This is a genomic window from Nocardioides sp. (assembly GCF_034670285.1).
In the GTDB taxonomy this organism is placed as follows: Bacteria; Actinomycetota; Actinomycetes; order Propionibacteriales; family Nocardioidaceae; genus Nocardioides.
Window position 1 is genome coordinate 1 of the sequence record NZ_JAXMNS010000125.1, and the last position, 8,959, is coordinate 8,959.

Genomic DNA, 8,959 nt, shown 5'->3' on the forward strand with positions numbered 1-8,959 from the left:
TGCCCGGCGACGTGGGTCGGGCTGAAGACGCCGAGACGGGTCCGGAAACCAAACTCGTTGCTGGGTAGGTCGCCGAGACGGATGTCCACCGTCTCGACGCCGCGGTGGCTGACCCCGTCGGGCGAGAGACCGGCCTCGGTCACCAGGCCCGCGTCGACGTCGAGACGGGTCGCCGCGGCGGCCCGGTGGTCGAGCTCGAGGCTGTCGGCGGCGCCGCCGCCGACGACGGTCAGCCCGGCGTCGATGTCGAAGAGCACGTCACCCGAGGGACCGGGCCGGCCGACCGTCACGGCGTCCGCTGATGCGCCGGTGAGGATCTCGGTCTCCCCCGAGATCGAGCGCACGTCGACGACGTCGGCTCCGCCGTTGGTGGCCAGCCGGAGCGGGCACCCGTCGGCGTCGCAGCGGACGTTGCCGACGTGGGTCGACCGCACCGTGACATCGTCGCTGCCCTCGCCGAGCTGGACGTCGAGGAACTCCATCTCGCCGTAGGCGACGACGTCGGGGTAGATCACCGCGTCGTCCCCGGCGCCGATCGTGAACGGGCCGCCTGCCATGGCGAAGCCGGTGATGGTGACGTCGGTGAGCGTGCCGGTGAGCCCGGGAGCATCCGTCGCGTCGACCTCGACGGTGTCGCCGCGGTCGGTCCCGCCGGTCACCGCAGGCTCGAACGCCACGGAGGTGTCCTCGTCGGGAAGTGCTCGTGGACGCGCGATGTCCGGCACGTTGCCGGCCGCGTCACCCGACAGCGTCAGGGGCCCACGGATGGCGTCGAGGGTCCCGTCACCGAGGAGGAACGTGTCGGAGTTCGGTCCGCCGGACGCGATCACCGACGAGGCAGGGTCGCTGCCGATGATCCAGAAGACGTCGTCACCCTCGAGGCCCATGAGCTCGAAGATCTCGACGTTCTCGGCCAGGGAGCTGATCGCGCAGTCGTCCACGTCCGGTCGCCCGTCGGACCCGAGCTTGCACAGCTCGACGATCGCGTTGCCGGTGACCGGGTCGGTGTCGACGACGAAGCCGTCGTCGGCCTCGGTGCCGATGATCGAGTAGGTGTCGGTCCCGTCGCCGCCGTCGACGGACAGCTTCTTGTTGACCACGTAGGTGAAGTCGTCGATTCCGCCCTCGCCGTTGAGCTCGAGGCTCGCGGTGAGGATGAAGCCGCGAGCCACGAAACGGTCGTTGTCAGCGCCGCCGTCGGCGGTGACGTCGGCCTTGTTCGAGAAGACCGTGATGGTGTCCTCGCCACCGCGGCCCTGGATGTTGAGGTCCTCGGTGACGCCGTTGGAGAGGTGTCCGCGCGTGATCACCTGGGTGCCGAACTGGTCGACGCCCGAGCTGCGGTGCGAGGTCAGGTCACCGGGGCACTCGGCCTCGAGCGTGCCGTCCGGCTCGCAGTCGGCCTTGCCGAAGATCTGTCCGACCTGGACGACGTCGTCTCCAGGGCCGGCGTCGATCGTCGTCGTTGCGGCGTTGTCGTCGAGCGAGAAGGTGTCCTTGCCCGCGAGTCCGTTCACGTTCAGCTGCTCGATGCCGCTGTCGTAGTTGACCCGGTCGGCGCGGGTGGCCGGTTTGCCTCCGCTCAGCAGGGCGACGAAGGCGACCCCGCCGTCCCCCTTCCGCAGGAGGAACTCGTTGGCACCCACGGTGCCGTTGAGGGTGAGCGTGTCGCCTCCACCTGCGGAGTCAGCGACCGTGATGGTGCGGCTCGCGCCGGCAAGGTCTGCGGTGTACGAGTCGCCGCCGGCCTGGCCGTCGATCTCGAAGCCGTCGGGCAGGTTGGACTTCAGCGCGAAGGTGTCACCCAGGGCCGATCCCCTGACCACGTCGACCTGGTTCGACAGATAGGTGACCTCGTCTCCCGAGGGCTGGGAGATCCGAGCCTCGCCGAAGCTCGACGTGCCGGTGAGCGGACCGGTGGCGGCGGTGAGGTCGAGGGTGTCGCGGCCCCCGTCGTCGGTCACGGAGTCGCCGCCGAAGTCCCCCGCGAAGGCATAGGTGTCCTGGTCGACGCCGCCCGACAGCGAGTCGCCTCCGACACCCCCGTCGAGGGTGTCGTTGCCCGCGCCGCCGGTCATGGCGTCGGGGCCGCCGTTGCCGTTCAGCGTGTCGTTGCCCGGGCCGCCATCGAGGAGGTCGGCCCCAGGACCGCCGTCCAGCGTGTCAGTGCCGGGACCGCCGGTGATCTGGTCGGAGCCGCCCCCACCGTCGAGGTCGTCGAGTCCGGCACCGCCGTCGAGGAACACCGGAACGGTGATGTTGTCGCCGACCTCCACGGTGTCTGCCCCGGCACCCATGGAGCCGTGGATCGACGTGACCGACCCGGCCGGGAAGGTCGCTGCGCTGTATCCGCTCCGGGGGGTGCACACCGGTTGTGCCGGATCGCAGAACCGCACGGTGTAGGTGCTCCCCGTCTTGGTCACCTCGAAGCTCTCGGCGATGTCGCCGAGGCCGTCGAAGCGGTCCGGGCCGTAGGTCGGTCCGCCGTTGAGGATGAGCTGCCCGTCGACGAGCTGGGCGACCCGGAAGTCCGGCGTGCACGAGAGCTGCTCGTCGAGGATCGTGATGCTCTCGGAGAACGAGTCGTTGAACACGGTGATGCCGAACACCCGCGCCTTGCCGCTGAAGGACACGTTGGCGTTGAACTTCAGACCGAGGTTGAACAGGCAGGCAGCACCCTTGACGCCACCACCGTGCGCCTCGACCACCGTGACGATCTCGTCGAGGTGGAACTTCCCGTCGCCCCGGCCGGCCGCCGGCACGGCGATCGACTCGTCGTTGAAGTCGAGGCCGCCGGTGAGGTTCACGCCACCGCTGCCGCGGAAGCTGACATCGGCCAGGCCGCCGAGGACCGACACGCGACCCTTGACGTAGGCATCGATCTTGCCGCCGACCGCGACCTCGAAGTCGCTCGTGTCGTCGTCGGAGAAGTCGATCAGGTAGAACCCGTCCTCGAAGCTCTTCCCCTCCCCCAGGCCGGAGCTGTCGAGGCCGAAGCCGAGGTTGATCTCGAGGCCGAGGAAGCCGTCGACCCCGACCGTCAGGTCTCCGTCGAGGAACCCGGCGTCGAAGCCGACCGACTGCTCGAAGCTGAGCTGCGGGCCGACGCGGATCGGGCCGGGCGTGAACTCGATGAACGTCACGTCGGAGCCCAGCTCGCCTCCGAGCACCAGCTTCATCACGTCCAGCGGGTTCTCGAGGATCGGCAGGGAGAACATCTGCTTCCCGCTCGGACCGGTGTTGAGGTCCGCGATGATCGCCCGGAGCTTGTCGACCGGTGAGGCCCCCGCAGCGGTCGAAGAACTGCCCGAACGGGCGGCTGCGCCGGACGGTGCAGCCGCGGCCGCCGGGATCGTCGTCGGATGGGCCACGAAGGACGGCAGCACCTCGACCCAGCCGAGCTTGATCTTGCCGTTGGCGGAGCCGTAGGACGTCGCCCCGGCACACGCCCCGGCCGGAGCAGCCCTTCCCCCGAGGTCCTGGATCGTGCACGGCAGGTCGACGAGGAAGGTGAAGACCGCCCAGGAACGCTTGACCCCGGCATCGGGCACGCTGTCGACGTAGGCCTGCGCGAGATCGCGCAGGTCGGCGTCGAGGATCGGGATCTCCTCGTTGAGGATCGTCGTGATCGGCTTCTTGGAGAGCGGGTTGTAGTCGTCGACCCCCTCGAGCGCCGGGACGATCACCCCGTCGACGAAGTCGCTCACGTCGAGGGTCACGTTGTCGGCCGCCGTGCCGATGCTGAGGTTGGGAGCGCTGAGCGGCGAGCCGTCGACCGCCCAGTCGAGGACCAGCGGGAACTCCAGGGTGGGCAAGCCGGTGATCCGGGTCGCGACCGGCAGGTCGATGTCGACGACGACGTCCGGCTGGACCACGAAGAGCTCACTGGCCTTGCGCGCCCGGTTGGTGATGTCCGACATGGTCATGCGCACGTCGTCGCCGCAGGCGAGCAGGCACACCGAGAAGCTCGCCGCATCGTCGTTCGGGCCGCCGGACCCTCCGATGACTGCGCTGCCATCAGTGATCTCGACCTCCCCCACCTCGAGCAAGGTGGCGGTCGCGTCGATGTCGAGCGCCCCGACCTTGCCGTAGAGCTCGATGACCCTGCCACCCTCGACGAAGAACCCGTCGGCACGGCTGACCCCGAAGGCCACGTCGAAGCTGTAGCCGACCGTCGCCTGAGCGTCGGTCTCGAAGGCGAGGGCGAACACGGGTGCCAGGTCGAGGCCGGCGTCGAGCGTCCGGGTCGCGACCAGCTCGTCGGAGAGGGTGAAGCCGACCTTGAACTCGGCGGCGTTCGACAGCGAGGTCGGATCTCCCTCAGCATCAGTCACGTCGACGCTCACGCAGTCGCGCGCGGTGGGGCACAACGTGTCCTCCAGGGCGTCCTCGATGGCGGTGCGGAACGCCTGGCTGTCGCCGTTCCAGAGCCCGTCGACCTCGTCGGCCACCTTGACGATGTCGTCCCCGAGCGGTGACAGCGACGTGAGCACGTCACCCAGCACCGGAAGGTCCAGGTTCAGCTCCTCGGAGTCCTGCAGGCCCCGACCGACGAAGCGCGCCGTCTCGATCGCTCCGGTGACGAACGTGTCGAGGTCGAGGCTGAGCTCGCTGGTGTCGAGGTCGCTGGCGATGCGGATCTTGGGGGACCCGACGACGACGTCGTCGACGTCGGCCAGTGCAACGAACAGGACCGGGTCGGCCGCGTCGTAGGCGGCCAGGTCACCGCGCACCTTCACCGCACCGACGATGTCGCCGAGCGGGCTCGCGACCACGCCGTCGAGGTCGGCAGTGAGTGCGCCCTCGAAGTCGACGTCGAGCACGTCGGCCGGCGTCGGCGAGGCGAGGGTGGTCAGCAGCTCGCGGACGGTGACGAGGCCGTCGGCCTCGGCCCCGGCCCCGGGGTCGGCCAGGCCGACCGCGACTGCGGCGTCAAGGTCGGCTCTTCCCTCCACACTGGCCTCGAACGGCCCGAAGGCGACCGCACCCTCGAGCTCGGCGTCGAACTCAGCGGTGAAGGTCGGCCCGCTGTCCGCGGTGATGAAGACCCGCTGGTCGAGGTCGAGCGTGCTGTCGAACCGGAAGCCGACGGTCGGGTCCATGCTGACGCCGGCGGTGACGTCGATCGTCACGCCCCCGTCGGTCGGCGCGACCGGGAAGTCCTCGAGCTCGAAGGCGAGCGGATAGCCGGCCGACACGCTCTCGTCGACGGCGAAGCTCAGCCGCAGGTCGGTCGTGGTGACCTCGATCGACACCGCGTCGGGCACGCCGAGGTCGGCCAGCGACTCGGCGATGATCGCGTTCAGCGCCACCAGGTCCTCCGGCCCGCGGTTCTCCACCCGCTCGGCCACGACGGCGAAGGTCTCGACGAAGTCGACGAGCTCGGCGACGGTCGTGTCGATCAGGGGCAGACGCTGGTTCAACGCGTCGGTGCCGGCCATGGCGTCGATCTGCTCGGCCAGCGCGCGGACCATTGCGATGAGCTGGGCCGGCGACACGTCCTCGAGGTTGAGGAGCTCGTCCAGGTCGGTGCCGACGTGGATGGTGTCGACGTCGTCCCACTTGACGGTTCCAGTCGCTCCGCTGAGGTCGGTGGTGGTGTCGCTGGCGTCGAGCGCCTTGCTCTGGGTCGTGATGATCGGGTCGTCGCCAGCGGACGGGTCGTTGTCGAGGGCGCTGAGGTTGCCGACGACGTCGAACCGCAGGCGATCGGTGCCGGCGACACCGAGTCCGTCGCTGCCGAGCAGGAGGTGGGCGTCGATCTCGCCGCTGACGCCGAGGTCGACCAGCGCATCGAGCTTGGCCGCCGCCGCGTCGTCCGAGGTGATGGTCTCGCGCAACTCGACCAGGTCGATCTTGGCGTCGTCCGCGCTCGAGCCCGGATCGGTGAGCATGATCGCGAAGCTCGGAGCAATCGTGGCGTCACCGTCGAAGGTGAGGTCCAGGATGCCGAGGCGGGCGTTGGCTGTTGCCGTGCCGCTGAGATCCAGACCGAGGCTCGCCAACGGAGTACTGGGGTCGGCGCCGATGAAGATGCGATGGGCAGCGGTCACCGGGGAGTCCCGGACGTCGTCGTCGAAGATCAGCGTTCCGGGCGTCCCGCCGACCTGACCGGCGATCGTGGAGGCGCACACCGAGTTGTCGGCGAACGAGTTCAGCCCGCGGAACGCGGCGACCTCGATCCGGTACAGCTGCGCGACCGACCGACAGATGTCCCGGGCGGTGAGCGTGAGGTCCGCCCCGTCGACCTGGACCACCGAGCCCGCGTCGAGCCCGTCGCAGCTCGCCACGTCGGTGACCGACGGCCCGTTGGCGGCGATGAAGTCGTCGGACAGCTGGTCGGCGATGGTGCCGGCGATGGCGCGACAGACGTCGTTGGGCTGCAACGTGTAGCTCTCGGGCAGCCCGTCGCCGTCGATGTCGTCGTCACTCGCGTTCGGGACTCCGTCACCGTCCACGTCTGCACGGTCCAGGCCGAGCTCGGACTCGATCACCGGGTCAGGCGCGATCTTCAGGCCCAGGGTGAGGTTCAGGCCGAGGGTGGCCGTCGGGTTGTCCCACGCCACCGACCCGTCGATGCCGACGTCGAGGCCCTCGAGCTGGTCGCCCAGGGCGAAGTCGAGGCTGGGCCCGGACTCCGGGGTGTCGTCGTAGACCAAGGGGTTGCCGGCCGGGTCGCTCACGGCCGCGGCGATCTTCGCGGCGCACCCGGCGTCGTCAGTGAAGCTGTTGCGCGCGACGAACGCGTCCTTGCCGACCCCGAAGATCCCCGCGACGGCGCGGCAGATGTCTGCTTCGGAGACGGTGTGGGTGGGCGTCGCGGTGGTCGGGTCCAGATCGGGAAGGGCGATGTTGACGTCAGTCCCAGGAGCGACCCGGTCGCAGGCGGAGCGGGTCGCGAGCTGCGGGTTGTAGATCCGGAACTTCGCCGAGGTCGTGCCGATCCGGTCGGCTACCGGGAGCGCCGGATCACCGGTGATCAGAGCGTCCTCTGCGATCGCCCGGCAGACGTCGTTGGGCTCGAGCTCGTAGGCATCGGGGTTGCCGGTGTCGAACGGGTCGAGCACCTTCGTCAGCGAGATTGCGTAGGTGATCTCGGTGGTGCTGACCGACAGCGGCGCGAGCACGTCCTGCACGTCCTCGCAGTCGGCGTCTCCGAAGAGCCCGGCCCCGCAGAGCAGCTCAGCGACGTTGGCGATGCTCGGCTCCTCGTCCCCGGTGCCGAAGGCCTCGACCCCCTGCGCGACGTACTCGACAGCCTGGTTCATGCGCGCGGACACGTCGACGAGCTCACCGGCTGCGTCACCGACCAGCGGCAGCTCGGTGCCGAGCGCGCCGTACTGCTGCACCTGGGCCAGCCAGGCAGACACGGAGGCGAGCCCGGCGAGGACGTCCTGGGAGTCGACGTTCGCGAAGTTCGCCAGGCTGCTGGAGGCGAGGGTGCTGAGGTCGACCGACGGAACGACGTCCGCTTCCGCCAGGTCCCACGTGGCGGTCGTGGCCGCCGAGATCGGGGCCGTCAGACCGTCGACCTCGAAGGAGTCGAGGGACAGCACGGCGGAGCCGCTGAGCCCCACACCGACCGCGAGGTCGGCGACGGCGACGCGAGCGGGTGTCCCGACGGTCGGGTCGCCCCGCACCAGGTCCACCGCGAAGGACGCAGCCATCGTCGGCGCGATCCCGCGTGCCGTGATGTCGGAGAAGCCCAGTCGACCGACGGCGTCGAAGGTGCCGGTGGCGTCGAGGTCGACGGTCAGGTCGCTCGCTGTCGTGTCGACCGAGAAGGCGCCTCCCGCGAGACCCACCGAGAGCGAGCCGGCCAGCGTGCGGGTGGCCGCCATCTCGGCTCCGGGCTCCGTGGCCAGCGTGAGACCGATCGAGTCGAACCCGAACGCCACCGGCACCGTCGTGCCGGCGCCGACGTCCAGCGGGAGGACCACCTGGCCGTCGTCGACGGTCGCCGTTGCGGTGCCGGCGTCGTTGAGGGCGTTGAGCGCGGTGATCAGCTCGGCCTCGTTGCCGGGCTGGGCCGGCAGCGAGGTGAGATCGAGGTAGTCGCCCAACGAGGCACTGTCGACGATCGGGCCGAGAGGTGAGCGGTAGGAGTCTTCGGGGAACAGCTCGAGCGCCGCGAGGTCGCCGAGTCCTGAGACGACCTGCGCGAGCTCGGCCGGCGTCAGCGAGTCGATGTCGACCGCCGTCGCGACGAGCTCTTCGTCCGAGCCCGTGAACATCGCTCCGGCAGCAGGGGCGAGGGTGTCGGAGGCTCCGACGTCGGCGTCGAGGGTGAGCACCCAACCAGTGCCTGGGTCCGCGCCGCTGAGGGCTGAGATCGACGCGATCCCTGCCCCGGCTGCGCCTCCGTTGAGGCTGAAGTCATCTGTGGCGAGGGGTCGGGCCGGCGGGGGTGTCGTCGTGCCCGCACGAGCGCTGAACACCGGCTCGCTGAACTGCACCCGCACCGTGGCGTCGTCCGTCGTGGTGGCCGCCGAGGTGATGCCCGGGGGCACCGGCGGGCGGGCGGACGCGGTGGAGCCGAGTCCGAGCCCCATCCCGAGTGCCGCCAACCCCAGCGCGCCCAGCGTGGCCAGCAGCCACCGTCGTCTCAGTCCCCCTCGAACCGCGATGTGAGGCCCTTCGCCGGCGCTGTCCGACGTGGATCGTGCGCTCCGTGACGTCATGAGACGTACTCCCCCGATTTGTTGCTTTCCCACAGTCGCCGAGAATCGGACCGTGAGCGCTTCCCTCCGCCGGTCAGCGCTTCGGACGCTAGTGAAGGTGTGCCGGGAGGGCAGTGGACGAGGCTTGGACTACACAAATTCTTCACACGATGGGCGAGGTAGCCGTCGAAACTGGCCCAGGGTGACCATGGCTACGTCAGGGCGTCACGTGATATAGGTCACGATGCGATTTGGCTGGTGTGGACAGGGTTTCCGGACATCAGCGGGTAGTGCCGTGC

General features: G+C 69.7%; 1 protein-coding gene. It reads right to left on the bottom strand.

Annotated features, from left to right (window positions below; genetic code table 11):
- A partial coding sequence (locus VOI19_RS08185) for a calcium-binding protein (RefSeq protein ID WP_416366358.1) occupies positions 1-8,552 on the bottom strand: 8,552 nt, incomplete at its 3' end.
- Between the last annotated feature and the right edge of the window lie 407 nt (positions 8,553-8,959).